This window comes from Polaromonas sp. CG_9.7, from assembly GCF_015752205.1.
Lineage (GTDB): Bacteria > Pseudomonadota > Gammaproteobacteria > Burkholderiales > Burkholderiaceae_C > Polaromonas.
On record NZ_JADOVG010000009.1, the window covers coordinates 80,091 to 102,492 of the forward strand.

Here is a 22,402-nt window from a genome sequence, read left to right on the forward strand (position 1 = left end):
AACCGCCTATTGAAGACCGCCGTAGTTTTCCTCGCGAATCACGCGGGGAATCATCTCGCGCGGCTCGATGGTGACAGGCTGATAAATTACACGTTTTTGCTCGGCGTCGTAACGCATTTCCACATGACCGGTGGTTGGAAAATCTTTGCGAAACGGATGTCCAATAAAACCATAGTCAGTCAGAATGCGACGCAGGTCGTTGTGACCCTCAAAAACAATGCCATAAAGGTCAAAAGCCTCACGCTCGAACCAATTGGCGGAATTCCATATGCCGTTGACCGAATCGATTACAGGAAAATCGTCGTCGGGACAAAATACTTTTAGCCGGACCCGTTGGTTAAGACTGACAGATAACAAATGCAACGAAACACAATAGCGCAGGCCATCATATTGGCCATTTTTGTATTCGGAATAGTCCAGTCCGCAAAGGTCCATTAATTGCTCAAATTTGCATGCTGGAGTATCACGAAGCAATGTTGCGGCCACCAGATAATCGGAAGCCGACACAGTTACTGTGATTTCCCCAAGTGCAATCTTGACTGTTTTAGCTTTGCCAGCCAATGCCGATGCAATCGTTTCAGCCAACTGTGAAATTGAAACAGGAGGAGAGGACAATGTCATCAAGCCCTCGCAATCGTGTTGGTCCGGCGAATCTTCTGTTGCAACTGGATAATGCCGTAAAGCAATGCCTCTGCGGTTGGTGGGCAACCGGGCACATACACATCCACCGGCACGATACGATCACAGCCACGAACGACGGAATAACTGTAATGGTAATAACCACCGCCATTGGCACACGACCCCATGGAAATCACCCAACGCGGCTCTGCCATTTGATCGTAAACCTTGCGTAGCGCCGGGCCCATCTTGTTGCACAAGGTTCCGGCAACGATCATGAGATCGGATTGACGCGGGCTGGGTCGAAACAACATACCAAAACGGTCAATGTCATAGCGCGCAGCACCCGCATGCATCATTTCCACGGCACAGCAAGCCAGACCAAAGGTCATGGGCCATAGTGAACCGGTCTTGGCCCAGTTGACCACCGAGTCGTAGCTCGTGGTCACAAAGCCTTCTTTGAAAACACCTTCAAGTGACATACCCGTATCCTTTTGAAAACACCTTTGTAAGGCTTTTCCTAAACCCCAGTACAGCGCACTCTTATTCCCAGTCCAGCGCACCTTTTTTCCACTCGTAGACGAATCCGACGACCAAGATGCCGAGAAAAACCATGACCGACCAAAATCCAAGCGGGCCAATTTCCTTGAGTGAAACCGCCCACGGAAACAGAAAAGCAATTTCAAGATCAAAAAGGATGAACAGGATGGCGACCAGGTAGTAACGCACGTCGAACTTCATGCGGGCGTCTTCGAAAGCCTCAAAACCGCATTCGTAAGGAGAGTTCTTTTCGCTGTCCGGCCGGACAGGCCCCAGCAAGCGACCCAAGACCATCGGCAAGATACCGACACCCACACCCACCAAGACAAACAAGAGAACAGGAAGGTATTGGTCGAGGTTCATCGTGGGTTTCAACTTTTGAAAAGCCACTCGCAAAGAAAGCCGCGCAGATTGCCTGCACGGCTTGTGCGAGTTTGCCGTTTGAGCCGAAAGCAGCCACCGGGGCATGCTGCCGATACTATTCAATTTGGTGCGGACGGCGAGACTCGAACTCGCACACCTTTCGGCACTACCCCCTCAAGATAGCGTGTCTACCAATTTCACCACGTCCGCGATACTTGCTTTTGCCTGGATGGCTTGAGGAAACTTTGCAGCTTTTTTGCTTTCCAGACAGTCTTAGAGTTTACCCTGAAATCGCAAGGTTTCACTTTGAAGCCTTGGCTTTGTTGTCTTATTTCGTGGGAATTTGACCCGCGCCTGAAGCAGGCACAACTGGTACTGAAGGAACTGCCGTATTGACAGATGCGGGTGCAGATGTGCCAGGAATTTGCGCTGCGCCTGATGCGGGAAGGGCTGGAGCCATGACAGCCATACCGTCCAGAACACTCGAACCGCTGCGAGGCTGTTGCACCCCTCCAAAATAAGCAAGCAAGAGGGTGCAGGCAAAGAACAACGCAGCCAGTACCCCGGTCGTGCGTGACAGAAAATTGGCACTTCCACTGGCGCCGAACAAGCTTCCAGAACCGCCGCTGCCAAAGGCTGCACCCATGTCGGCGCCCTTGCCATGCTGAACCAGAATGAGGCCCACCATCGCCAGCGCGGACAACATTTGGACGGCCAGTACTGCAGTCAGTAAAAAATTCATGATTACTCCTAATTTAGTAGCGAATTCTGCCCGTCAAACCGACGCAGAAGCAATAATTTTCAAAAAGTCAGGAGCCTTGAGCGAAGCACCGCCTATCAGCCCTCCGTCAATGTCCGGCTGGGCCAGCAAAGTAGCTGCATTGGCAGCGTTCATGCTGCCGCCATACAGTATCTTGATACGGGCCGACTGGTCGGTCGCCGCTTTCAACTGAGCCCTGAGCACCGCATGCACGGCCTGGGCTTCTTCTGGTGAGGCGGTCTTGCCTGTACCGATGGCCCAGACCGGCTCATAAGCAACCACCACCTCGCTGATGCAGTGCCCGTTGGCATGGATCACGGCCGCCAGTTGGCGCTTGACGACTTCTTCAGTTCGGCCAGCTTCACGCTCAGCCAACGTTTCACCTACACAAACGATGGGTGTGACGCCTGCTGCGAGCGCGGCCCTGGCTTTTTCAGCCACCAGCGCATCGGTTTCAGCATGGTATTGGCGTCGTTCTGAATGGCCGACAATGGCGTAGCGACATCCAAACTCCTTGAGCATGTCAGCACTGACCTCGCCGGTGTATGCGCCCGAACCCTGAGCAGACACGTCCTGCGCGCCCAGGTCCAAAGCCGACAGCGCCGTGTATTTCGACATCAGGGACTGGACTTGCATCAAATAAGGTCCGGGGACACACACGGCCACTTCGCAGACCTGGCCTTGTGCCAGCCCTGCAGCAAGGGCCGCTAGCAGTTCTTCATTGGCAGCCACACTGCCGTTCATTTTCCAGTTTCCTGCAATCAGCTTTTTCATAAGGTTCTTTGGGTGTTGCCTGCTGATTACCAGGTCAGGACGATCTTGCCTATGTGCCGGTTCGATTCCATCAGGGTGTGCGCACGGGAAGCGTCGGCTGCAGCAAAGGTGCTGTGAATAACGGGCTTGATCGCCTCGCTGGAGATCAAAGGCCAGACCTTTTCCTTCAGCGCCGCTGCAATGGCCGTCTTGAATTCCAGCGAACGTGGCCGCAGGGTCGATCCGGTGATCGTCAGCCGCCTGCGCAACACCATGCCGGCGTTGAACTCGGCCTTGACACCGCCCTGCACGGCAATGATGACGAGCCGGCCATCCTCGGCCAGGCATTCGACCTCACGCGCGACGTAAGAGCCGCCGACCATGTCGAGGATGACATCGACGCCCTGCCCTTTCGTCAGCGTCTTGACCTGCTCGACGAAATCATTGGTTTTGTAGTTGATCGCATGGTCGGCGCCGAGTGCCACGCAGGCCGCGCACTTTTCGTCAGTGCCTGCTGTCGCCAGCACTGTGGCGCCCATCGCTTTGGCAATCTGGATCGCAGTCACGCCGATGCCGCTGGAGCCGCCCTGCACAAGCAGGGTTTCGCCTTTTTGCAGACGTGCACGTTCAAAGACATTGCTCCACACGGTAAAAAACGTCTCAGGCAGCGAGGCTGCCTCGGTGTCGCTCAGCCCCTCAGGCACTGGCAGGCATTGCCCGACAGGCGCTACGCACAGTTCGGCATAACCTCCACCCGCGACCAAAGCACACACCCGGTCGCCGATTTTCAAATCGGCCGCCGACATCGCAGCAGCATCACCGTTGACGATCTCGCCGGCCACTTCCAGCCCGGGGATGTCGGACGCGCCGGGCGGCACTGGGTAATTGCCAGTGCGCTGCAGCACGTCAGGACGGTTGATGCCGCTGGCACGCACGCGGATTAGCACTTCGCCTGCAGCCCACACAGGGTCTGGACGCGTACCCATCTGAAGCACTTCAGGCGCGCCAAAAGAAGTGATTTCAATGACTCTCATGATGTTTCCCGGTCATTTGTGCTGCCAGCGCACACCAAGCATGCACTGACAGCTACAAAATCTATAGCGAATTACGAATCAACCCTGATGAACAGGACGGTCCAGCAGTGCCTTCATGGAAAGCTTGACGCGGCCTTTTTCATCAGTTTCCATGACCTTGACTTTGATGATCTGGCCTTCCTGGAGGTAGTCGGTGACCTTCTCGACACGCTCGTGGGCGATCTGGCTGATGTGCAGCAGACCGTCCTTGCCGGGCATCAAATTGACCAGCGCACCGAAGTCCAGGATCTTGGTGATCGCGCCTTCGTAGACCTTGCCGATTTCGACTTCAGCGGTGATTTCGGCGATGCGGCGCTTGGCTTCATCAGCCTTGGCGCTGTCGTTCGAGGCGATGGTGATGGTGCCGTCTTCCTCGATGTTGATCTGCGTGCCGGTTTCCTCGGTCAGCGCGCGAATGACAGCACCGCCCTTGCCGATCACGTCGCGGATTTTCTCGGGGTTGATCTTCATGACGTACAGGCGAGGCGCAAAGTCGGACACTTCGGCATTCGCCTGGCCCATGGCTTCCTGCATTTTGCCCAGAATGTGCATGCGGGCTTCCTTGGCCTGGGCCAGCGCGACCTGCATGATTTCCTTGGTGATGCCCTGGATCTTGATGTCCATCTGCAGCGCGGTGATACCGAACGTGGTGCCGGCCACCTTGAAGTCCATGTCGCCCAGATGATCTTCGTCACCCAGGATGTCGGTCAGCACGGCAAAACGGTTGTCTTCCTTGATCAGGCCCATGGCGATGCCCGCCACATGCGCTTTCATCGGCACACCGGCGTCCATCAGCGACAGGCAGCCACCGCAGACCGAAGCCATCGACGACGAGCCATTGGACTCGGTGATCTCGCTGACCACGCGCATGGTGTACGGGAATTCTTCCTTGCTAGGCAGCACGGCGATCAGCGCACGCTTGGCCAGACGTCCGTGGCCGATTTCGCGGCGCTTCGGGCTACCGACACGGCCGGTTTCGCCAGTGGCGAACGGAGGCATGTTGTAGTGCAGCATGAAACGGTCTTCGTAGTCGCCGCTCAGGGCGTCGATACGCTGCGCGTCGCGCTCGGTGCCCAGCGTGGTGACGACCAGCGCCTGGGTTTCGCCACGCGTGAACAGCGCCGAACCGTGGGTGCGCGGCAGCACGCTGTTGCGGATTTCAATCGGGCGAACGGTGCGCGTGTCGCGGCCGTCGATGCGTGGGTCACCGGCCAGGATCTGGCTACGGACGATCTTGGCTTCGATGTCGAACAGCATCCCTTCGACGGTCACGCCGTCAAATTCGACGCCTTCGGCCTTCAGGCCGGTCTTGGTCAAAGCGGTTACTTCACGCGTGGCCTGTGTGCGGGCCTGCTTGTTGCGGATCTGGTAGGCAGCGCGCAGCTTTTCCTCGGCCAGCGCACCGACCTTGGCGATTAGCACCTCGTCCTTGGCGGGCGCCTGCCAGTCCCAGACCGGCTTGCCGGCATCGCGCACCAGTTCATGGATGGCGTTGATGGCAATGTTGCCCTGCTCGTGGCCAAACACGATGGCGGCCAGCATGATTTCTTCGGACAACTGTTTGGCTTCGGACTCGACCATCAGCACGGCGACTTCGGTACCGGCCACGACCAGGTCCATGGTGGAATCCTTGAGCTGGGTCTTGCCGGGGTTCAGCACGAACTCGCCACCGATGCAGGCCACGCGGGCCGCGCCGATCGGGCCGTTGAACGGAATGCCGGAAATCGCCAGCGCGGCACTCGAAGCGATCAGCGCGGGAATGTCGCCTTCGACTTCAGGGTTGAGCGACAGCACGTGGATCACGACCTGCACTTCGTTGAAAAAGCCTTCGGGAAACAGCGGGCGGATAGGGCGGTCGATCAGGCGCGAGGTCAGCGTTTCGAATTCGCTCGGGCGGCCTTCGCGTTTGAAAAAGCTGCCGGGAATACGGCCTGCGGCATAGGTCTTTTCCAGGTAGTCAACGGTCAGCGGGAAAAAATCCTGGCCGGGCTTGGCATCCTTCTTGGCGACCACGGTGGCCAGAACGACAGTGCCGTCCATGTCCAGCAGCACGGCGCCGCCGGATTGGCGCGCCATTTCGCCAGTCTCCATCGTGACCTTGTGTTGGCCCCACTGAAAGGACTTGGTGACTTTATTGAAAATGCTCATGTGTTTTCTCCATTTTTTCAGGGCACGTCAGGCTGTACCGAAAGCCCGGAGCGGCGGCTGGTTGAACACGATGCCATTCCATAAAACGCCTGCAAGTGGAACTCTGCAGGGCTTGTCTTGTGGAATGACACAGCGCGTGCTCACTGGGCCTTGCTCCGAAGTCATCAGTCACACCATGGGCACGACTGAAGTTTGAACAGGTTTTTTTGCAGTTTTGAAGTGCAAAACGCCTGAGCTAGTGAACTAACTCAGGCGCTTTTCGATGGGTTTACCGATTATTTACGCAGGCCAAGCTTGGCAATCAGCGCAATGTAGCGGCCTGCATCCCTGGACTTCAGGTAGTCCAGCAGCTTGCGGCGGCGGCTCACCATGCGCAGCAGGCCGCGGCGACCGTGGTGATCTTTCGCATGGGTCTTGAAGTGGGGCATCAATTCGTTGATACGGCCAGTCAGCAGGCCGACCTGGACTTCAGGACTGCCGGTGTCGGTGGCGGAACGGGCATTGTCCTTGACAATCTCGGCCTTGATTGATTTTGCGATCATGGGTTTTCCTCTTGCAACGGTGTTGCGACTGGCGAGCGAAGCAGATTTCCCACAATTGGGAGATGACCGCTTTCGTCGTGATTTCTGGTGGTACGGGCTGCTTTTTCAAGCCGCCGCATACATCTCAGAGCCTCACATTATAGCGCAAGCCATCGCTGCAACCGCTGCACGCCCTGCTCCAGCCTGACCACATCGTGGCTGGCAAAACACCAGCGCATCCAACCCTGCGCTTGTGGTGTCGGGTTGACCATGAAGGCATTGCCTGGCGCCAGGCCGAGCCCGGCCTCGACCACCAGGCGCTTGGCGGTTTCCAGCGAATCACCGAATCGGTCTTGGTCGGACAGCCTGAAAAAAGCGTACATGCCGCCCTTGGGGGTGGCCACTTCCACACCGGGCAGTGCCTGCAGCAGCGGCACCAGCGTATCGCGGCAGGTTTTCAGGTGCGCCACCAGTTGGGGCGTGACGTCGTTGGTCCCCTGCAGCGCGACCAGCCCGGCACGCTGGATGAACACCGGCGCACAGGAGGTATTGAACTCCACCAGCTTGCCCATGTGCGGTGTCATTGACGCCGGCATCACCAGCCAGCCCAGGCGCCAGCCGGTCATCAAAAAACTCTTGGAAAAACTGTGCGCCACAACCAACCGGTCTTCGGGGTCGGCAATGTCCAGAAAGCTGGGCGCGCAGCCATTGGGCGTGTGATCAAAGTACAGCCGCTCATAGACCTCGTCGGCCAGAATCCAGGTACCGGTCAATCGGCAATGCGCCAGGATCGAAGCCTGCTCGGCCCGGCTCATCGTCCAGCCGGTGGGATTGTTCGGCGCATTGACGATCAGCAGTTTGGTGGCCGGCGTGATGGCAGCGAGCAGCTCAGCCATGTCAAGCCGCCATTCGCCTGCCACCGGCTTGAGGCTGACGCAGCGCAGCTTGGCGCCCATGATCATCGGCTGCGCCGTCAGGTTGGGCCAGACCGGCGTCACCGCAACCACCTCGTCACCTGCATCGACCAGCGCCTGCACGGCGAGCATCAGCGCATTGACACCGCCCGAGGTCACGGCAATGCGGTCGACCCGAATCGGTGCGGCGCCTGGGCAACGCAGGCCGGTGGAATACGCGGCAATGGCGTCGCGCAACTCCGGCAAGCCGAGGTTGTGCGCGTAAAACGTTTCGCCCAACTGAAGCGAAGCAATCGCGGCATCGCGGATAAACGCAGGTGTGGCCTCGTCGCTTTCGCCAAACCAGAACTTCAGCACGTCGCTGCGGCCCATGCCCGCATTGGCCACCTGACGGATCATGGATTCCTCGAGATTCAGGACTGTCTGTCGCATGTACGCCCTTTTTGAGATTGAAAAAAATGAAATCGGCAGGATAAAAGCTCAGGGGCGGACCATTTGGCAGGTGGTCGGCTGCTCGGCGCGCTGGGCTGAAATGGCCTTGATGATGCGAAAACCGTAGCCCGATCCCTCAACATCGAATTTAACGCCAGGCGCGCCCTGCTTGCCCATCATGGCCACCGCCAGTGGCTGCTGAAACTGGTGGTCGCTGGCACGCATGCGGCCCTTGAAACCAGAAAAATTTACTGTGGCATTTTCCATCTGCGCGGCGACGGCACCTGCTTCGCTGCTGCCGGCTTTTTCCAGGCTCTGGGCCAGCGTTTCCACCATCAGTTGCATGCGCATGTGGACATAGTCGTCCTGCGGCCGGGGAAAGCGCTGGCGAAACGACTGGTAGAAATTCTCCGAGGCCGCGCCCGGCGTGTTGGGGAACCAGTCGGCCACGGCAATCACCTTGCCGACACCGGCATCGCCGAGCGCAGCGGGCACGCCCAGCGCATTGCCATAGAAGGTGTAGAACTTGCCGTCGTAGCCGACTTCCCTGGCAGCCTTGATGAGCAGCGTCAGGTCATTGCCCCAGTTCCCCGTCAGCACCGCCTGCGCGCCGCTGGACTTGATCTTGGCCGCATAGGGAATGAAATCCTTGACGCGGCCGATTGGATGCAACTCGTCGCCGACGATCTGTACATCGGGCCGCTGCGCCTCAATTTGCTTGCGCCCTTCGCGCAGCACGGCCTGGCCAAAGCTGTAGTCCTGGCCGATCAGATAGACCTTTTTGACCGCCGCATCGTCCTTGAACACGTCCATCAGCGCAGCCATGCGCATGTCGGCATGGGCGTCGAAGCGGAAATGCCAATAGCTGCACTTCTCGTTTGTCAAAATGGGATCAACCGCCGAATAGTTCAGGAACAGCACGCGCTTGCCGGGCTCGCGTTCGTTGTGTTTGTTGATGGCATCGATCAGTGCCGCCGCCACAGCCGACGAATTGCCCTGTGCGATCACGGTCACGCCGTCGTCAATCGCCGAACGCAGGGCAGCCAGCGATTCCTCGTTCTGGCCCTTGTTGTCGTAGCGCTCAACCACCAGGTTGTGCGCACCGTCGGCCAGTTTGACGCCACCGCGCGCATTGACGCGTTCGGTGGCCCAGACCAGGTTGCGGAACACGGCCTCCCCGGTGTTGGCAAAGGAACCAGACAGGCTTTCGATCAGCGCGATGCGCACCGGCGGCGGGGAAACGGGCTGCGCCTGGGCCAGCAATGAAAGGCTAAGACCCAAGGCGGCGGCGGTGCGCTTGAAAATAATTTGCATAAGAGAAGAGAGAAATTCCTGTGTTGATGGCGTCAGAATGCAAGCCAGACAGACGTGGTCGAGCCCGCCGAATGATCAGGCGTTCAGCCCATCGGAACGGGTCGGGGCTGGAATTCCGAAAGATTCCAGCGCGGCTTCACGTCAAAGGTGTAGCTGCCCTGAAGCCCCTGCAAATCGACCAGTCCGGCCTGCAGACGCATGCCGGCGGCCATGGCGATCATCGCGCCGTTGTCGGTGCAGAACGCCAGCTCGGGGTAATGCACGCGGATACCGCGCTGCCGGCAAGCCGCATTGAGCTGGCTGCGCAGCAAGGCGTTGGCGCCAACGCCGCCTGCCACCACCAGCCGCTTAAGCGCGGTTTGCGACAGGGCAGCCAACGTTTTTTTGACCAGCACGTCGACGATGGCCGCCTGCGTGGACGCGGCCAGGTCGGCCTTTCGGCTTTCCAGGTCGTCGCCCAACTTTTTGGCCTGCGTCAGCACGGCGGTCTTCAGGCCGGCGAATGAAAAATCCAGGTTGCCGCTGTGCAGCAAGGGCCGGGGCAGCTTGAAGGCCGCACCGTCGCCTTCAAGGGCGAGTTTTGCCAGGTGCGGCCCGCCCGGATAAGGCATGCCCATCAGCTTGGCCGACTTGTCGAAAGCCTCACCGGCTGCATCGTCAATCGTTTCGCCAAGCAGCTCGTAGCTGCCGACGCTATCGACCCGCATCAACTGGGTATGCCCTCCCGACACCAGCAGCGCCACGAACGGGAATTCGGGCGGATCGGCACTCAGAAAAGGCGACAGCAAATGGCCTTCAAGATGGTGCACGCCCATCGCCGGCTTGCCCAGCGCAGCGGCGAGTGAACACGCCACGCCGGCACCGACCAACAGGGCGCCGGCCAGGCCCGGGCCGCGCGTGTAGGCCACCACATCGACATCGGCCAGCGTGCGCTGTGCGCTTTGCATGACTTCCTGCGTCAGCGGCAGCACGCGCCGGATGTGGTCGCGGCTGGCCAGCTCGGGCACCACGCCGCCAAAGGGCTGGTGCATGGCAATCTGGCTGAACAAGGCGTGCGACAGCAGGCGCGGCACGCCTGTGCCGCTGGCATCGACCAGCGCCACGCCGGTTTCATCACAACTCGACTCAATTCCAAGAACCAGCATTTTTTCAAACATGGCGGCTAGTTTAGGCGACGCGCTTAAGCCCCTAGGCCAGCATTGCCCACCCTACTTCATCACCAGCCCGCCATCGACAAACAGCACCTGGCCCGTCATGAAGCGGCTCCAGTCCGAGGCCAAGAAGAGCACCGGCCCGGCCACGTCGTCGGGCGTGGCCACCCGGCGCAGCGGCGTTTGGCCGACGATCATCGCCTTGACCTCTTCAGGCGTCCCCTGGCTGGCCGACGTGGGATAGACCAGTCCGGGCGCGACGCAGTTGACGCGTATGCCCAGCGGCCCCAGCTCGACGGCCAGGTTGCGGCTGAAGCCCACCAGCGCGGACTTGGCCGTGGTGTAGTCATGGTAAGGAATGGACGGCCGCTCGACCAGATCGCTCACCATGTTGACGATGCTGCCCCGGGCGCGCTGCCTGAAATGCGGCAGCACGGCCTGGCAAACGTTGTAGGCGGCGTGAACCGCGCCGTCCACCTGCGCCTCGTAGTCGCTCCAGGCCAGTTCCCAAAACATCTTGCGCTGGTCGGGGTCGAAGCTGAAGGCCCTGAACGCGTTGTTGACCACCACGTCGAGGCGGCCGACTTCGTCCAGTACCTGCGCCACCATGGCCTGAACCGCCGCTTCGGAACAGACATCGGCCTGAATCGCCAGGCCATCGCCGCCCACGTCCTGGCAGCGCGCCACCACCGCATTGGCGGCCGCTTCGTTACGCAGGTAGTTGACGACCACCAGCGCGCCTTCGCGGGCGAAGGCCAGCGCAATGGCCGCACCTATGCCCCGGCTGGCGCCGGTGACCAGCACCACCTGACCCTTGAATTTCAGGGCATTTGCGCCGTGGGCTGCGGTGCTCATGGCGCGGGCAGCAGGTCCTGGCTAACCACCTCCGAAACCTTGATGGGGCGCTGCACCAGCCCCAGCGCAAGGTAGGTGTCAGCGGCTTTTTGCAGCACCGCGAGGTCAAAAGCACCCAGCCCGTTTTTGCGCGTCATGGCCGACACACTGGCCAGGTTGCGCAGGCCGATGATTTCGCGATTGATGGCAGCGTCCTTGCCGTCAATCGCATATTTAACCGCCAGCGCAGCCGCCTCGTCGGGTTGCCTGATCATCCAGGCGGCGCTGTCGCGGTAAGCTGCCAGAAACTGGCGCAGCAGCGGCTTTTTTTGCTGATAGGTATCCTCGCGCACGACAAACAGGTCGCTAGAGACGTTCAGGGTGTCCTTCACCTCCATGACATTGACATCGGCAAGACCTTTTTGCCGGCCAACCAGCAAGCCCGTGTCGGTGGCGGCGGTGGCATCCACCTGGCCCTGCATCAGTGGCGCGAAATTGAGCAAGCCTGTCACCACAATAGTCACATCCGACTCGCTCAGACCGGCCTGATGCAGCAGCACCAGAAGGTTCTGCCGCGTGCCGCTGGACAGGCTGTACACGCCAATCTTTTTGCCTTTCAGGTCTGCCGGCTTGTTGATATTGCTGCCCTTGAGCGAGACCACGTTGAAGACGTTTTGCGGATAGATGTCGTAAATGGCACGCAGCTTTTCCCCTTTTTCCAGCGCCGAGAAAAAGGAACCCGGGTCGGTGAAGGCGATATCGGCTTGTCCGGTCAGCAGGTTGCGCAGCGCGTCGCCGCCACCCGCGCCCGGTACGTAACGCAACTCAATGCCTTTGGCCTTGAAAAAACCCTTGTCTTCATCGACAAGCAGGTTGGTCACTTCGGTGATCGGCTTGCTCCAGCCGGCAACAACGAATTTCTCCAGGCTGGCGGGCGGCGCAGCTGATGCGGCCAAGGCGGTGCCGGCCAGGCTGGGGTTAAGCAGTGCGACAGCGGTGGCAGCTGCAGCCAGCCGGGTAAATGAGCGACGGGCAAGCGAAGAATGCAAGATTTTTTTCATAATGGAGTTTGTTTGGGAAGCAGGGTGATACGTGACGCCAGCAGGCGTTTTTCAAGCAGGATAGACAACTGGTACAGCAGCAGGCCGAGCAAGGTGATGAGCACCAGCACGGCAAACATCAGCGGCGTGTCCATCATGCCCTGCGCGGCAATGATGAGCGCGCCCAGGCCGGAACTGCCGCCAATGAACTCGCCGACGACAGCGCCGACCAGCGCCAGCACCACGGCCACGCGAAAGCCGCCCAGGATGCCGGGCAGCGCCGAGGGCAGCTTGAGCCGCAGCAGCGTCTGCCAGCGCGTGGCGCCCAGCATGCGAAACAGCTCCAGCCGCTGCCGGTCGACCTGACCCAATCCGGTCATGGTGTTTTCCATCAGCGGGAAAAAGCACACAAGCGCCGTGATCACCACCGTCGAGGTCATGCCAAAGCCGAACCAGACAATGAACAGCGGCGCCAGCGCCAGCTTGGGAACGACCTGGCTGGTGATGACATAAGGCATCAACAGGCGCCGCAGGCTGGGCGATTCACCCAGCGCCACGCCGCCGACCAACCCCAGCACGCCGCCGGCCACCAGTCCCAGCACCAGCTCCAGCACCGTCTGCACGAGGTGCGGCCCCAGGTAGCCCGACAGCAAGCCTTTGTACAGCGCGTCAAACACCAGAGACGGCGGAGGCAGCACCAGCGCCGACAGCTTGAGCTCGCGCGCCGCCATCTCCCAGACCAGCAGCCCGGCAGCAAACAGCAGCCAGGCAAAAAAGTGGGTTCGGCGAGCGCTCATTGCGCGCCTCCACTGCCATCCATGCCCGCCCTGAGCTGCGCGCACAGCGCGTTGAAGGCCGGGCTGTAGCGCACGTCGCGTCCGCGCGGCCGGGGCAGCGCCACCGGCAGGTCCTGGCAGATGCGCCCGCCCGCCATCACGGCCACCCGGTCGGCCAGGTAGACCGCTTCGCTGATGTCATGCGTGACGAAAAACACCGTGGTCTGGCGCAGGCGGCACAGCGCCAGCAGATCGTCCTGCAGGTCTTCGCGGGTGATGGCGTCGAGCGAAGCAAACGGCTCGTCCAGCAGCAGCAAGGCGGGCTCGACGACCAGCGCACGGGCAATCGCCACCCGGCTTTGCTGGCCGCCCGACAGATGGCGCGGGTAGTGATTTTCCAGGGCCGACAGGCCCATCAGCGACAACAGTTCGCGCGCCTTGGCCACTTCCTGCAGCGCAGGCGGATGGCGCAGCGACAGCGGCAGCAGCACGTTGTCAAGCACGGTGCGCCACTCCAGCAATGTCGGCGACTGAAAGACAAAGCCCAGTTCGGGGCCCGGCCGGGTGTGCGGCACGCCTTGCAGGCGTATCACCCCGGCGCTGGGCTGCAGCAAGCCGGCAGCCAGTTTGAGCAGCGTGGTCTTGCCGCAGCCGCTGCGGCCCACCAGGCAATGGAACTCGCCCTGCGCGATGCGCCAGTCCACCCGGTCAACCACGGCCGGCCAGCCCGGATAGGTGTAGCTGACCTGCGCCATGTCCAGGAAACTCATGGCTGGCGCCCGTTTTTACAGCCCAGGGCGCTAATCGACATAAGGGGCAAAGCCTTCAGCGGCGAGTTCGGCCGATTGTTCAATCTCGACCATCTGGACCAGGTCCAGCAAATTGAAGCGTCCGTCATGGTGCCATCCTGCCTCGGGCGAGGTCATGCTGCCCAGCGCGCAGATACGGGTCACACCGGCCTGCCCCAGTAACTCGGCCAGCGCAAACAACTCCGTGGGCGCGGCCGCCAGGCCCACGGTCTGCAAATAAACGCGGCTTCGGGCAATTTCAGGAAAGACCTGCGCCAGGTCGTCCACCGCCACCACCAGCACGGTGCGGTTCAGCGCGCTGGGCGCCAACCCTTGCAATTGATCGGCATAGGCCACGCGCCAAGGCGTGTCCGCATCGCCCATCAGGCTGGCACCGGGCTGCGTCATCAGCCGCAGCTCCTGCGCCTGGTTCCAGCGCGCCACCTCGCTGGCCTCGTCCAGCGCCAGCGTGCGTCGCGGAAACCGCGGCTCCAGGCTGGCAATGGCTTGCGCCAGGTAGTGCGCGAAGGCCTGCGGCGCCACCTTGCCGCCGCGCTCGACGTAGAACAACTGTGGTGAATAGCAGCCTTGCTGGTCGTAGCGCACCACGTCGCAAGCTGCCTGCTGCGCCGTGGCCGGGGCCTTGCGCGCATCCAGCGCAGCACGGGCCACCATGCCAAAACTGAGCTTGTGGCCATACCCCAGAAAGCGCGTGGTGACGGGCACCTGCGCGCGCAATGCCTGCAGCGCGCCATTGCCGCCATAGGCGAGCACCACGTCGGCCTGCGCAAACAACGCCTGCTCCAGCGGCGCGTCACCGCCCTTCCACCACCCTACTGCCAGGCAGTCGGCCAGCGCCGGGTCCAGTTCCACCAGCAGGTGGGCGAACCAGCCGGCAAACAGCGGCTCGGCGCTGGGCAATTTGCCAATGCTGCCCGACTTGACCAGCAGGCTTGAAATCAGACTCCACAGCGGCAAACCCGGTACATTGCCGGCCCAGACGTGCACCAGCAGTTCCGGCCCCACGGCCTTGGCAAAGCCGCCCTTGGGGCGCGGCTGGAATTCATCGAGCAGCTTGGGGTTGGCAAAATCCTCGGCCACGAAGCGTTGCAGTTGCGGCTGGCGAAAAGTTTTCAGGTAACTGGTCAGCCCCAGCCGCACCGTCTCGGGGTCGTAGCCGGTGACCAGCGGGAGCAGCCGGTCGGCCTGCTGGCGATACGGGTCGCTGCGGTCCAGCAGCCGCGCAATGGCGCTGTCGACCAGCGCAATGATTTGCGACACCGTGCGCGTCTTCAGGTAGGCCCGGCTGCCCTGCTTGACGCGCTCGGCCAGGGCCGCCCATTGCACCTGGCTCAATACCGGCACGGCCACTTCGAGCCGTTCGCTGCCGCTGCCGAAATGCAGCGTCTGCCACGCCAGTTCATCAGCCTTGAAGCCCGGCAGGTAGCCGGCCACGGCATGCCACACCGTCATGCGCGGGCGGCCTGCAAAAATTCTTCCACCGCCAGCGAGCAGCCCTTGGCCTGTGTGCCTTCGGCGCGGCCAACTAGCAAAAATCCGTCCGTGACCGCCACGCCGACGTCTTCCGTGAGGATGGTCGTCACCGAGTTGAAATTGGCCAGGTCGCAGTGCGCCAGCACGCCCTGCTCGCCATGCGCCACTTCCGCGCCGCTCAACGGGTTCACCAGGCGCGAGCGGATCCAGTGCGGGCCCGACTTGACCGCCGGCAGCTGCGCACTGCCGTTGTCGTAGAACTGCGTGCTCAGCTCGGTCATGCCGTACATGTTGATGCAGTCCTCGGGCGGCACGCCCAGCAGCGCCGTCAGCTGCGCATAGAACTGCGCCATGGGAATCTCACGCGACTGGCCCTTGAAGCCGCCGGTGTCCAGCACCCGGCTGCCTGCCGGCAGGGCAAATTTTCGTCCCTGCTGCGCCAGTGCATCCATCAGGTGCACCAGGCTGTAGGACGCGCCCAGCAGCGCATAGGGCTGCGCCATGGCCTCGGCCTGCGCCAGCGCCGCGCACACGCCCGCCGTGTCCAGCCCGGCGGCGTCGATGAAGTAGCGACTGTCGTCCGCGCCAAAGGTCTGCAGCGCCAGCGCCAGGTAGTGCGCCAGCGATGAGTTCGGCATCACCTCTTCGGTGGGAAATAAGATGCCCATGGCCATGCTGCTCTGGCCGCGCATGAAGCGCCGGGCGAAGTTGGCGCGCATTGAGGCGTCGTACACCGCCAGGGTCGGATGGTGGTGCTTGCCCTTGACGTCGCCCTGCGTGGTGCCGCTGGTCATGAACACACGGTCAGTGCTGGAGGGTGGCTGGCAGGTCAGGCACAGGGCCTTGAAGGCACTGATGGGAACGGCCGGAATGTCTTGCCAGGTCTTGACCGTTCGCGGCGTCTTGCCGCGTTGCCGGCAAAAGCGCTGGAACGGTGTGTTGTGGGCAAACTGGTAGGCAAACAACGCCAAAGCCTGGGCGTTGAAGGCGTCGTCAGTGACGCCATCCTGCGCTATGAAAGCCAGCACGCCGTCAACGATCGGGTCGGCAAGCGCTTGCGGGCGGGCGGGTGTTGCGTTGTCAAGGGCATCCATGGTCGTCATTCCTTCAAGAGTCTGCGGTGGCAGGGTGCTCCGAAAGTCGTGATGGCGGGAGTGAACCCTGTCCTGACAGCTCTTCTTACGTCGGCATGACCCGAAATCAAGTTCGCGGGTTTGGTGAAACCATCTCAGCCGCCCTGCCATCACTGACCGGACTGCACCCCGAAGCGGAAATGATTCTAAGCGCAAGGACCTGCGCTGTGGTGGCACCTGCGGTGGCCTGCGCAGGGCAGCGTGCCGCAATGCCCCGACCGTGCACGAAAACCGGATGCCTTCCCGGCAAAACCCACCATCGGCATAAATTTTGCTTGTAGACACCATGACATTGCCCCATTCCCTGCGCCTGGTGGTCATTGCACCGGACCTGATGGTTGCCGATACCGGTGACGAGGCTGCCGTGGCGCTGGCCGAGCGCTCGCGCCAATTGCGCATCGGCCTGCTCGAAGGCGGATTCAATCTGGTTGCCACGCTGCCAGCCGACACCTTTTTGCGCGAACGGCTGGCGCAGTTGCAGCCCGACATGATCATCGTCGACGCCGAAAGCGATGCCCGCGACTCGCTCGAACACGTCGTCATGGCCACGCGCGACGAGCGCCGGCCCATCGTGCTGTTCACCAATGACGACGACACCCGCCACGTGAAGGACGCGGTAGCCGCTGGGGTTTGCGCCTATATTGTTGCCGGCCTGGCGACGTCGCGCATCCGCCCGATCCTGGACGTGGCCATGGCGCGCTTTGAGCACGAACAAGGGCTGCGCCGCGAACTGGCCGATGTGCGCACCGAACTGAAAGACCGCAAGATCATTGACCGGGCCAAGGGCCTGCTGATGCAGCGCCAGGGCCTGTCTGAACAGGCCGCGTACGAAAAGCTGCGCAAGGCGGCCATGGACAAGGGCCTGCGGCTGGGCGACGTGGCGCAGCGCATGCTGGATGTGGCTGACCTGCTGGGCTAGTCAGCCCAGGCCGAAATGGTGCAGTGCACAACCGCAGTGCGTCTCCAGGAAAACGGGGCCTTGAATCGCAAAAAATCAAAATGCTATTTATTTAATAGCTGCTTGCGCAAGCAGGACAAGCGCCACAGCCCTATTTATCTTAAATTTTAAGCGTTGATCAAGCCTTCTGTTCAGTTGGCACAGCTTTTGCAATAACTACGACACCGGACCTTCGGCTTCAATGGCGAAGCAGAAAGTCCCAGAACAAAGGCGTTCGTCCCCTGCCCTCACACCCCTTGTGTGCCGGCTCCGGTCGAACGCCTTTTTTGTTTTATTTTTTCATTTCCAGGAGTTGCTGACATGACAGACCTGCTCAAACCTTCCCTCTCACGCCGCAGCGTGCTGCAGGCCGCCGCCGTGGGTGCCGTGGGCATCAGCCCGGCATTGCGCGCCGCCGTCTATGCGCAGGGCTCGGACGCGCCAGAGAAAAAGGAAGTCAGGATCGGCTTCATTCCACTGACCGATTGCGCCTCGGTGGTGATGGCGTCGGTGCTCGGCATTGACAAGAAATACGGCGTGACCATCATCCCGAGCAAGGAAGCCAGCTGGGCCGGCGTGCGCGACAAGCTGGTCAACGGCGAGCTCGACTTTGCCCATGTCCTGTATGGCCTGATCTACGGCGTGCATTTAGGCACCGCCGGGCCCAAAAAGGACATGGCCGTCCTGATGACGATCAACAACAACGGCCAGGCGATCACGCTGAGCAAGAAGCTCGCCGACAAGGGCGCCGTCGATGGCCCCGGCCTGGCAAAACTCATGGCCAGCGAAAAGCGCGAATACACCTTCGCCCAGACCTTCCCGACCGGCACCCACGCCATGTGGCTTTACTACTGGCTTGCGGCCAACGGCATCAACCCGATGTCGGACGCCAAGGTGATCACCGTGCCGCCGCCGCAGATGGTCGCCAACATGCGCATCGGCAACATGGATGGTTTTTGCGTCGGCGAACCCTGGGGACAGCGCGCGATCATGGACGGCATTGGCGTCACCGCCGTGACGACGCAGGACATCTGGAAAGACCATCCGGAAAAGGTGTTGGGCACCACCGCCGAATTCACCCAGAAATACCCGAACACCGCCCGCGCCGTGACCGCCGCCATCCTGGAGGCGGGCCAATGGATTGACGCCAGCCTGGCGAACAAAAGCAGGATGGCCGAAACCATCTCCGGCAAGGCCTATGTCAACACCAGCGTCGACGCCATCAACCAGCGCATCCTGGGCCGCTACCAGAACGGCATGGGCAAAACGTGGGACGACCCGAACCACATGAAGTTCTTCAACGACGGCGCGGTGAACTTTCCCTACCTGTCCGACGGCATGTGGTTTTTGACGCAGCACAAGCGCTGGGGCTTGATGAAAGAGCACCCGGACTACCTGGCCGTGGCCAAGCAGATCAACCGGATCGACATCTACAAGCAGGCTGCCAGCGCCGCCAAGGTGAGCGTTCCGAAGGACGTGATGCGCACCAGCAAATTGATCGACGGCACGGTCTGGGACGGCAAGGACCCGAAAAAGTACGCCGACAGCTTCAAGGTTCACGCCTGAAACCGCCCTTTGATTTTTCGTTGAATTACTTTTGAAGAGGTGACGCCATGGTCAGTGCCGTATTTCACAGCCCGCTTGAAAGCGCCCCGCCGACTACCGCCAGCGTGGAGCGAAGCGCTACGCATTCGATAGCTGCCAATGTAGATGAGGCGAGCGCAAAGACCGTAAAAGACCATAAAAAGACGGGTGCGGCCTTGTCCGCGACACCCCGGCGGGATTTTTCTGCGTTGTGGTTGCACGTCCTGCCGCCACTGCTCGGACTTGGCCTGCTGGCGCTTGTCTGGGAATTGGTATCCATGGCCACCAAGGCCAGCATTCCCTCGCCCAAGGACACCTTCCTGCAAGCCGTCGTACTGTTCAGCGACCCGTTCTACCGCAACGGCCCGAACGACCAGGGCGTCGGCTGGAACGTGCTGGCCTCGCTCAAGCGCGTGGCGCTCGGCTTTGGCCTGGCCGCCATCGTCGGCATTCCGGCCGGTTTCCTGATTGGCCGCTTCACGTTTTTGAGCCGCATGTTCAACCCGCTCATCAGCCTGATGCGGCCGGTGTCGCCGCTGGCCTGGCTGCCGATCGGCCTGCTGGTGTTCAAGGGCGCCGACCCGGCCGCCATCTGGACGATTTTCATCTGCTCGATCTGGCCCATGGTCATCAACACCGCCGTTGGCGTGCAGCGCGTGCCGCAGGACTACATGAATGTCGCCCGTGTGCTGAACCTGTCGGAATGGAAGATCGTCACCAAAATTTTGTTCCCCTCGGTGCTGCCCTACATGCTGACCGGCGTGCGGCTGGCTGTCGGCACGGCGTGGCTGGTGATCGTCGCGGCCGAGATGCTGACTGGTGGCGTCGGCATCGGCTTCTGGGTCTGGGACGAGTGGAACAACCTCAACGTCATGAACATCATCATCGCGATTTTCGTCATCGGCATCGTCGGGCTGGCGCTGGAGTTTGCGCTGATCAAGCTGGCCACGGCGTTCACGTTTGAAGAAGTCAAGAACTGAGCTGCCGACCCAACCCAAGGAACATGACCATGAACACCCCCGTCAATCCCCAGTACATCGACATCCAGGGCGTCGAGCAGGTTTTCAAGACCAAGAAAGGCCCGTTCTGCGCGCTGCAGAACGTCAACCTCAAGGTCGCCAAGGGCGAATTCGTCGCGCTGATCGGTCATTCGGGCTGCGGCAAATCGACGCTGCTCAACCTGATCGCCGGCCTGACGATGCCCACGCAGGGCGTGCTGCTGTGCGCCAACCGCGAGATCGCCGGCCCCGGCCCGGAGCGCGCGGTGGTGTTTCAGAACCACTCGCTGCTGCCGTGGCTGACCTGCTTCGAGAACGTCTACCTGGCCGTCGAGCGCGTGTTTTCCGCCACGCAAAGCAAGGCCCAGCTGAAGGCGCGCACCGATGCGGTGCTGACGATGGTCGGCTTGACGGCCGCAGCGCAAAAGCGCCCCGGCGAAATCTCGGGTGGCATGAAGCAGCGCGTCGGCATTGCCCGTGCGCTGTCGATGGAGCCCAAGGTGCTGCTGCTTGACGAGCCCTTCGGCGCGCTCGATGCGCTGACCCGCGCCAAGCTGCAGGACGAGCTGCTGCAGATCGTCGCCAACACGCAGAGCACGGTCGTCATGGTGACGCACGATGTCGATGAGGCGGTGCTGCTGAGCGACAAAATCGTGATGATGACCAACGGCCCGTCGGCGACGATTGGCGAAGTGCTCAGCGTTGACCTGCCGCGCCCACGCAACCGCGTCGAACTGGCCGAAAGCACGCAGTACCTGCACTACCGCAAGGCGGTGATCGACTTTTTGTACACGCGCCAGGCGCATGTCGAAAAACTGACGGCCTGAGTGGCCGCTCGTTTCGCGTCAAACACCCGCAACGCGGGTGCCGGAAAACTCGATGCAACAGCCCACGGGCGGGCACCGGTTTTTTTCCTGTTTGGCAATTCGCACTTTTTCACGGGCATTCTCCAGTGAACTTCTTCAAGCAATTCCTCAAGTCCGGACACTCCCCCACCCTGTTCGCTGCCTTCCTGTATTTCGCGTTCTCGTGCTGCATCTGGGTGCTCAACGGCGCCATGGCGCCCTTCATCTCGGAAACCTTCAACCTGAGCCCGGCGCAAAAGGGGCTGATGCTGTCGGTGCCGATCATCGCCGGCGCCTTGATGCGCTTCCCGCTCGGCCTGCTGTCGCAGTACATCGGCCGCAAGAAGGCCACGCTGGTCGAGATGGGGCTGATTGCCGTGGCCATGCTCTTCGGCTTCTTTTTTGTCAAGAGCTTCAACGACCTGCTGGCCATGGGCGTGCTGCTGGGTATTGCCGGCGCCAGTTTTGGCGTGGCGTTGTCGCTGGGTTCCGGCTCGTTTCCGGCGCGGCACAAGGGGCTGGCGATGGGCCTGGTCGGTGCGGGTAATGTCGGCACCGCCGTTTCGGTGCTGATCGCGCCGCCGCTGGCGCAGGCCTTTGGCTGGGTCACGGTGTACGGCTTTGCCGCTGTCGCCATCAGCATTCCCATGGTGGTGATGATCGTGTTCGCCAAGGAACCCGACGACCTCGACAAGCATGCCAGCTTCAAGCAGCACATCGCCTGCCTGTATGAAAAAGACGGCTGGGCCTTCAGCCTGATCTACGCCGTGACGTTTGGCGGCTTCATCGGCCTGGCGACATTTTTGCCGACCTACTACTACGACCAGTTCTCGGTCAGCAAGGTGCAGGCTGGCCAGCTGACGATGCTGGCGGCCTTCATGGGCGCGGCGCTGCGCGTGTTTGGCGGCTGGATTTCGGACCGCTGGGGCGGCATCAACACCCTGACCATCGTGCTGGTCACAGTGGCCGTCACGCTGATGCTGTGCGGTCTGGCCGGTGGTTCGCTGGTGCTCACGACGCTGCTGGTGATGCTCTGTTTTGCCGCGCTGGGGGCTGGCAATGGCGCTTTGTTCCAGCTGGTGCCGCTGCGCTGGCCGATGGCCACGGCCGTGGCCGGTTCGATGATCGGCGAAATTGGCGCGCTGGGCGGCGGCCTGGTGCCGAGCGCGATGGGCTTGTCGAAGCAGTATGGCGGCACCTACGCCTGGGGATTTTTACTGTTCGCGGTTCTGGCGCTGGCGATGCTGGTGATGCTGCGGGTGATGCAGATGCGCTGGACGCGGACCTGGGCGGAGAAGGGTGGGCGGGCGCGTTCGGCTTGAGTTGCGCTATGGCTTCCTGCTGTGCTTGTGGCTTGTTTGGTGGTTATTTGGCTCTGCTGGGCCG

General features: G+C 61.3%; 22 protein-coding genes, 1 tRNA gene and 1 riboswitch. Of the genes, 5 read left to right on the forward strand and 18 right to left on the reverse strand.

Annotation, left to right across the window (positions count from 1 at the left end; genetic code table 11):
• Positions 1 to 6: 6 nt before the first annotated feature.
• The 18 genes from IWX87_RS10930 to IWX87_RS11015 all read right to left on the reverse strand — a co-directional run bounded on the left by IWX87_RS10930 (position 7) and on the right by IWX87_RS11015 (position 16,613).
• Positions 7 to 621, reverse strand: coding sequence for an NADH-quinone oxidoreductase subunit C (locus tag IWX87_RS10930; protein ID WP_196863552.1), 615 nt, complete (start codon positions 619 to 621; stop codon positions 7 to 9).
• A complete protein-coding gene (locus IWX87_RS10935) occupies positions 621 to 1,100 on the reverse strand; it encodes an NADH-quinone oxidoreductase subunit B family protein (protein ID WP_011800826.1) in 480 nt (159 codons plus the stop codon). Before IWX87_RS10935 ends, IWX87_RS10930 begins: the two co-directional genes overlap by 1 nt.
• Positions 1,101 to 1,161: 61 nt before the next feature.
• Entirely contained in the window at positions 1,162 to 1,521 is a 360-nt protein-coding gene (locus tag IWX87_RS10940; protein ID WP_196863553.1) for an NADH-quinone oxidoreductase subunit A, read from the reverse strand.
• A 125-nt stretch (positions 1,522 to 1,646) separates the two neighbouring features.
• Positions 1,647 to 1,731: transfer RNA gene (locus IWX87_RS10945), tRNA-Leu, on the reverse strand.
• A gap of 118 nt (positions 1,732 to 1,849) precedes the next feature.
• On the reverse strand, positions 1,850 to 2,263 hold the full coding sequence (gene secG / locus IWX87_RS10950; protein WP_196863554.1) for a preprotein translocase subunit SecG: 414 nt from the start codon (positions 2,261 to 2,263) through the stop codon (positions 1,850 to 1,852).
• Between the two features lie 33 nt (positions 2,264 to 2,296).
• Positions 2,297 to 3,055, reverse strand: a complete 759-nt coding sequence (gene tpiA, locus IWX87_RS10955) for a triose-phosphate isomerase (RefSeq protein WP_196863555.1) — start codon at positions 3,053 to 3,055, stop codon at positions 2,297 to 2,299.
• Between the two features lie 26 nt (positions 3,056 to 3,081).
• Complete coding sequence (locus IWX87_RS10960; RefSeq protein WP_196863556.1) at positions 3,082 to 4,068, reverse strand: NAD(P)H-quinone oxidoreductase; 987 nt, start codon at positions 4,066 to 4,068, stop codon at positions 3,082 to 3,084.
• Positions 4,069 to 4,146: 78 nt separating this feature from the next.
• Positions 4,147 to 6,255 carry a polyribonucleotide nucleotidyltransferase gene (pnp, locus tag IWX87_RS10965; protein ID WP_196863557.1) on the reverse strand — a complete coding sequence of 703 codons (2,109 nt, stop codon included), beginning with the start codon at positions 6,253 to 6,255 and terminating at the stop codon, positions 4,147 to 4,149.
• Positions 6,256 to 6,530: 275 nt separating this feature from the next.
• Positions 6,531 to 6,797: a 30S ribosomal protein S15 gene (rpsO, locus tag IWX87_RS10970; RefSeq protein WP_196863558.1), complete on the reverse strand. Its 267-nt coding sequence runs from the start codon at positions 6,795 to 6,797 to the stop codon at positions 6,531 to 6,533.
• A gap of 137 nt (positions 6,798 to 6,934) precedes the next feature.
• Positions 6,935 to 8,140, reverse strand: a complete 1,206-nt coding sequence (locus tag IWX87_RS10975; RefSeq protein ID WP_280757858.1) for a pyridoxal phosphate-dependent aminotransferase — start codon at positions 8,138 to 8,140, stop codon at positions 6,935 to 6,937.
• A 30-nt stretch (positions 8,141 to 8,170) separates the two neighbouring features.
• On the reverse strand, positions 8,171 to 9,436 hold the full coding sequence (locus IWX87_RS10980; RefSeq protein ID WP_196863560.1) for a branched-chain amino acid ABC transporter substrate-binding protein: 1,266 nt from the start codon (positions 9,434 to 9,436) through the stop codon (positions 8,171 to 8,173).
• An 83-nt stretch (positions 9,437 to 9,519) separates the two neighbouring features.
• A complete protein-coding gene (gene tsaD / locus IWX87_RS10985) occupies positions 9,520 to 10,581 on the reverse strand; it encodes a tRNA (adenosine(37)-N6)-threonylcarbamoyltransferase complex transferase subunit TsaD (protein ID WP_196863645.1) in 1,062 nt (353 codons plus the stop codon).
• 63 nt (positions 10,582 to 10,644) lie between these two features.
• Positions 10,645 to 11,442, reverse strand: coding sequence for a 3-oxoacyl-ACP reductase (locus tag IWX87_RS10990; protein ID WP_196863561.1), 798 nt, complete (start codon positions 11,440 to 11,442; stop codon positions 10,645 to 10,647).
• Complete coding sequence (locus IWX87_RS10995) at positions 11,439 to 12,482, reverse strand: ABC transporter substrate-binding protein (RefSeq protein ID WP_196863562.1); 1,044 nt, start codon at positions 12,480 to 12,482, stop codon at positions 11,439 to 11,441. Before IWX87_RS10995 ends, IWX87_RS10990 begins: the two co-directional genes overlap by 4 nt.
• Complete coding sequence (locus tag IWX87_RS11000) at positions 12,479 to 13,258, reverse strand: ABC transporter permease (protein ID WP_196863563.1); 780 nt, start codon at positions 13,256 to 13,258, stop codon at positions 12,479 to 12,481. Before IWX87_RS11000 ends, IWX87_RS10995 begins: the two co-directional genes overlap by 4 nt.
• A complete protein-coding gene (locus IWX87_RS11005) occupies positions 13,255 to 14,007 on the reverse strand; it encodes an ABC transporter ATP-binding protein (RefSeq protein ID WP_196863564.1) in 753 nt (250 codons plus the stop codon). Before IWX87_RS11005 ends, IWX87_RS11000 begins: the two co-directional genes overlap by 4 nt.
• Before the next feature lie 30 nt (positions 14,008 to 14,037).
• The gene (locus IWX87_RS11010; protein ID WP_196863565.1) at positions 14,038 to 15,498 is read right to left on the reverse strand and encodes an acyl-CoA reductase; all 1,461 of its coding nucleotides are present in this window, start codon (positions 15,496 to 15,498) and stop codon (positions 14,038 to 14,040) included.
• Complete coding sequence (locus IWX87_RS11015) at positions 15,495 to 16,613, reverse strand: long-chain fatty acid--CoA ligase (RefSeq protein ID WP_196863566.1); 1,119 nt, start codon at positions 16,611 to 16,613, stop codon at positions 15,495 to 15,497. The genes IWX87_RS11010 and IWX87_RS11015 overlap by 4 nt, the downstream gene beginning before the upstream one ends.
• Positions 16,614 to 16,678: 65 nt before the next feature.
• Positions 16,679 to 16,794, reverse strand: a riboswitch (TPP riboswitch).
• A gap of 144 nt (positions 16,795 to 16,938) precedes the next feature.
• On the opposite strand from IWX87_RS11015, the gene IWX87_RS11020 reads away from it, so the two are divergent.
• The 5 genes from IWX87_RS11020 to IWX87_RS11040 all read left to right on the forward strand — a co-directional run bounded on the left by IWX87_RS11020 (position 16,939) and on the right by IWX87_RS11040 (position 22,338).
• Complete coding sequence (locus IWX87_RS11020) at positions 16,939 to 17,571, forward strand: ANTAR domain-containing response regulator (RefSeq protein WP_196863567.1); 633 nt, start codon at positions 16,939 to 16,941, stop codon at positions 17,569 to 17,571.
• 339 nt (positions 17,572 to 17,910) lie between these two features.
• Positions 17,911 to 19,155, forward strand: coding sequence for a CmpA/NrtA family ABC transporter substrate-binding protein (locus tag IWX87_RS11025; RefSeq protein WP_196863568.1), 1,245 nt, complete (start codon positions 17,911 to 17,913; stop codon positions 19,153 to 19,155).
• Positions 19,156 to 19,202: 47 nt separating this feature from the next.
• On the forward strand, positions 19,203 to 20,153 hold the full coding sequence (gene ntrB / locus IWX87_RS11030) for a nitrate ABC transporter permease (protein ID WP_196863569.1): 951 nt from the start codon (positions 19,203 to 19,205) through the stop codon (positions 20,151 to 20,153).
• Between the two features lie 29 nt (positions 20,154 to 20,182).
• Positions 20,183 to 20,998 (forward strand): ABC transporter ATP-binding protein, encoded by an 816-nt coding sequence (locus IWX87_RS11035; protein WP_196863570.1) that lies wholly within the window; start codon positions 20,183 to 20,185, stop codon positions 20,996 to 20,998.
• Positions 20,999 to 21,123: 125 nt separating this feature from the next.
• Entirely contained in the window at positions 21,124 to 22,338 is a 1,215-nt protein-coding gene (locus IWX87_RS11040; RefSeq protein WP_196863571.1) for an MFS transporter, read from the forward strand.
• Positions 22,339 to 22,402 lie beyond the last annotated feature (64 nt).

Bases quoted from the DNA above. Each gene is read 5' to 3' on its own strand.
- IWX87_RS11005 (WP_196863564.1), bottom strand. From the start codon at position 14,007: ATGAGTTTCCTGGACATGGCGCAGGTCAGCTACACCTATCCGGGCTGG.
- rpsO (WP_196863558.1), bottom strand. From the start codon at position 6,797: ATGATCGCAAAATCAATCAAGGCCGAGATTGTCAAGGACAATGCCCGT.
- IWX87_RS10930 (WP_196863552.1), bottom strand. From the start codon at position 621: ATGACATTGTCCTCTCCTCCTGTTTCAATTTCACAGTTGGCTGAAACG.
- IWX87_RS10940 (WP_196863553.1), bottom strand. From the start codon at position 1,521: ATGAACCTCGACCAATACCTTCCTGTTCTCTTGTTTGTCTTGGTGGGT.
- IWX87_RS10980 (WP_196863560.1), bottom strand. From the start codon at position 9,436: ATGCAAATTATTTTCAAGCGCACCGCCGCCGCCTTGGGTCTTAGCCTT.
- IWX87_RS11025 (WP_196863568.1), top strand. From the start codon at position 17,911: ATGACAGACCTGCTCAAACCTTCCCTCTCACGCCGCAGCGTGCTGCAG.
- IWX87_RS11035 (WP_196863570.1), top strand. From the start codon at position 20,183: ATGAACACCCCCGTCAATCCCCAGTACATCGACATCCAGGGCGTCGAG.
- IWX87_RS11015 (WP_196863566.1), bottom strand. From the start codon at position 16,613: ATGGATGCCCTTGACAACGCAACACCCGCCCGCCCGCAAGCGCTTGCC.
- IWX87_RS10935 (WP_011800826.1), bottom strand. From the start codon at position 1,100: ATGTCACTTGAAGGTGTTTTCAAAGAAGGCTTTGTGACCACGAGCTAC.
- tsaD (WP_196863645.1), bottom strand. From the start codon at position 10,581: ATGCTGGTTCTTGGAATTGAGTCGAGTTGTGATGAAACCGGCGTGGCG.
- pnp (WP_196863557.1), bottom strand. From the start codon at position 6,255: ATGAGCATTTTCAATAAAGTCACCAAGTCCTTTCAGTGGGGCCAACAC.
- secG (WP_196863554.1), bottom strand. From the start codon at position 2,263: ATGAATTTTTTACTGACTGCAGTACTGGCCGTCCAAATGTTGTCCGCG.
- IWX87_RS11000 (WP_196863563.1), bottom strand. From the start codon at position 13,258: ATGAGCGCTCGCCGAACCCACTTTTTTGCCTGGCTGCTGTTTGCTGCC.
- IWX87_RS11010 (WP_196863565.1), bottom strand. From the start codon at position 15,498: ATGACGGTGTGGCATGCCGTGGCCGGCTACCTGCCGGGCTTCAAGGCT.
- IWX87_RS10960 (WP_196863556.1), bottom strand. From the start codon at position 4,068: ATGAGAGTCATTGAAATCACTTCTTTTGGCGCGCCTGAAGTGCTTCAG.
- IWX87_RS10995 (WP_196863562.1), bottom strand. From the start codon at position 12,482: ATGAAAAAAATCTTGCATTCTTCGCTTGCCCGTCGCTCATTTACCCGG.
- IWX87_RS11020 (WP_196863567.1), top strand. From the start codon at position 16,939: ATGACATTGCCCCATTCCCTGCGCCTGGTGGTCATTGCACCGGACCTG.
- tpiA (WP_196863555.1), bottom strand. From the start codon at position 3,055: ATGAAAAAGCTGATTGCAGGAAACTGGAAAATGAACGGCAGTGTGGCT.
- ntrB (WP_196863569.1), top strand. From the start codon at position 19,203: ATGGTCAGTGCCGTATTTCACAGCCCGCTTGAAAGCGCCCCGCCGACT.
- IWX87_RS10990 (WP_196863561.1), bottom strand. From the start codon at position 11,442: ATGAGCACCGCAGCCCACGGCGCAAATGCCCTGAAATTCAAGGGTCAG.